The organism is Paraburkholderia sp. BR10141 (genome assembly GCF_056155635.1).
In genome coordinates this window covers 1-2,251 of sequence record NZ_JBMIQH010000102.1, presented here as the reverse complement: position 1 = coordinate 2,251, position 2,251 = coordinate 1, and the positions used below count along the sequence as shown (strand labels likewise).

Annotated in this window: 1 protein-coding gene; it reads left to right on the top strand. The window is 60.3% G+C overall.

Annotated elements, in window-relative coordinates:
- Positions 1 to 121 precede the first annotated feature (121 nt).
- A complete protein-coding gene (locus tag ACOJB8_RS40945; RefSeq protein WP_475017934.1) occupies positions 122 to 2,215 on the top strand; it encodes a recombinase family protein in 2,094 nt (697 codons plus the stop codon).
- The last annotated feature ends 36 nt before the right edge of the window (positions 2,216 to 2,251 follow it).

The window sequence follows — 2,251 nt, the reverse complement described above, 5'->3', positions numbered from 1 at the left end:
GATCCAACCCTGAACTCCGACATCGTGGGGCATCGACGGGAGGAAGTGATCGAAGCGCTCGCCGCTCTTCTTCTGGAAGCGCTGGGCAAACCGACGAACACAAACGAACCAGGAGATCGAGATGAGCCAGAAGATCTCCGCTGAACATCTCTCCCGAGGAGCCGTCGTTTATGTCCGACAGTCAACCATGAGCCAGGTGGTGGAACACACTGAGAGCCAGAATCGGCAGTACGCACTCGCCGAATCTGCACGAGCCATGGGTTTTGCTTCAGTTACGACCATCGACGACGATCTTGGACGTTCGGGGTCGGGCAGTGTCGAGCGGCCCGGATTCCAGAAGCTGGTCGCGTCAGTGTGTGCAGGATCGGTTGGTGCCGTCTTCTGTCTCGAGGCTTCGCGACTTGCGCGTAACGGCCGCGATTGGCACCATCTCGTTGACCTGTGCGCACTGGTCGGCACGGTCGTGGTTGATCACGACGGCGTATATGACCCGAGACTGGTCAACGATCGGCTCCTGCTTGGACTCAAGGGCACGATGTCGGAGTACGAACTCAGTCTGCTGCGACAGCGCGGCATAGCCGCCCGAGATTCGAAGGCGCAGCGTGGCGAATTACGCTTCGCACTGCCTCCTGGCTATTGCTGGAACGAGCTTGGGCAGATCGAGATGGATCCAGACGAACGGGTTGCCGAGGCCATCCGGCTGCTCTTTCGTAAGTTCCGCGAACTCGGCAGTGCTCGTCAGGTGCTGCTATGGGCCATACAATCGGACGTCAAGCTGCCCGTAACACGTCACGGCCCCACCGGCATCCGGATCGAATGGAGCCGGCCTGCATACCACACGGTAGTCCAGATACTGGAGCATCCGGTATATGCTGGGGCATATGTGTTTGGAAGGACGACCCAACGCACTGCCGTCGTCGACGGACGGGCTCGTAAGACCGATGGGCACTCCAAGCCGATGAAGGACTGGAGCGTACTGTTGCGAGACCACCACCCAGGGTATATCACCTGGGATCAGTTCGAGGAGCATCAAAGGATGATCGCCGAGAACGCACACATGAAGAAGCGGGCCTCCCGCAGATCTGCTCGCGGCGGGCGGGCATTGCTGACCGGGCTGGCACGATGTGGCCGGTGCGGTCGAATGTTGCGTGTGAACTACGGCATGAGAGCTGGTCACGCGCATCGCTATTACTGCCGAGGCGACGAGGCCCATGTCGGAGCATTTCTCTGTATAGGAATCGGTGGCGTGCGCGTCGACAAGGCGGTGGCAGCCTCGATTCTCGAAGCGGTGTCTGAGCATGCAGTGGAAGCGGCCATTCGCGCTGCACAGCAAACATCGCGGGCAGACGACGATGTTCGCCGTGCAATAGCTGGCGAACTCGAGGAAGCGCGCTACGATGCATCCCTTGCCGCACGTCGGTATGAGGTTGTCGATCCGACGAAGCGGCTGGTCGCACGTGAGCTTGAAGCGCGATGGAATGCAGCGCTTGAGCGCGTCGCTCACCTTGAAGAGCGCGCAGCCCTTCTGGACCGCGAAGCCGCAAGCCGACCCGCGATCGACCAGGCACAGTTGATGATGCTCGCGCATGATCTTTCCGCGGCATGGAATGCACCGGGCACGGACATGCGAACGAAGCAGCGGCTGAGCCGGATTCTCATTCAGGAGGTTGTAATTGATCTGGATGACGAAACGAATGAGGCGATCGTCACGGTTCATTGGACGGGTGGCCGGCACACGGAACTGCGCGTCGCGCGCGTAAGTGTTGGCCGATATCCATCCAGCCAGCACTTCAGTGCTGTTAAGGTGATGCGCAAGCTTGGTGGACAGTGGCCGGACAGGGAGCTTGCGGTGACCATGAACCGCATGCGCTGCAAAACGCCAGACGGCAAGACCTGGACTACGGTTCGCGTTACCGAACTGCGTGAGCGACTGGGCATTGCGCCATTCGATCCGACAGCGTTGCGTGCGCAGACGATCAGCGTGGAAGAAGCCTCACGGCGACTGGGAATCTACGGCAGTTCGATTCATCGGCTCATACGCGAGGGAACACTACCTGCGACCCAGCTTATGCCCTCGGCGCCCTGGCAGGTCCCCGTCGCCGCGCTCGATTCTGATGCCGTCAGGGAAGGTGTACGGGCTATCAAGGAACGGCGGCCGCCGCACTTCAAGGCTCGGCAGGAAGCCGAGAAATCACTCAAGTTGCCAGGCTTCTAACCAAAGGATGCACTATGTCACCCAACTCCCGCGACG

Coding starts and splice junctions, on each gene's coding strand:
- ACOJB8_RS40945 (WP_475017934.1), top strand. CDS start 122: ATGAGCCAGAAGATCTCCGCTGAACATCTCTCCCGAGGAGCCGTCGTT.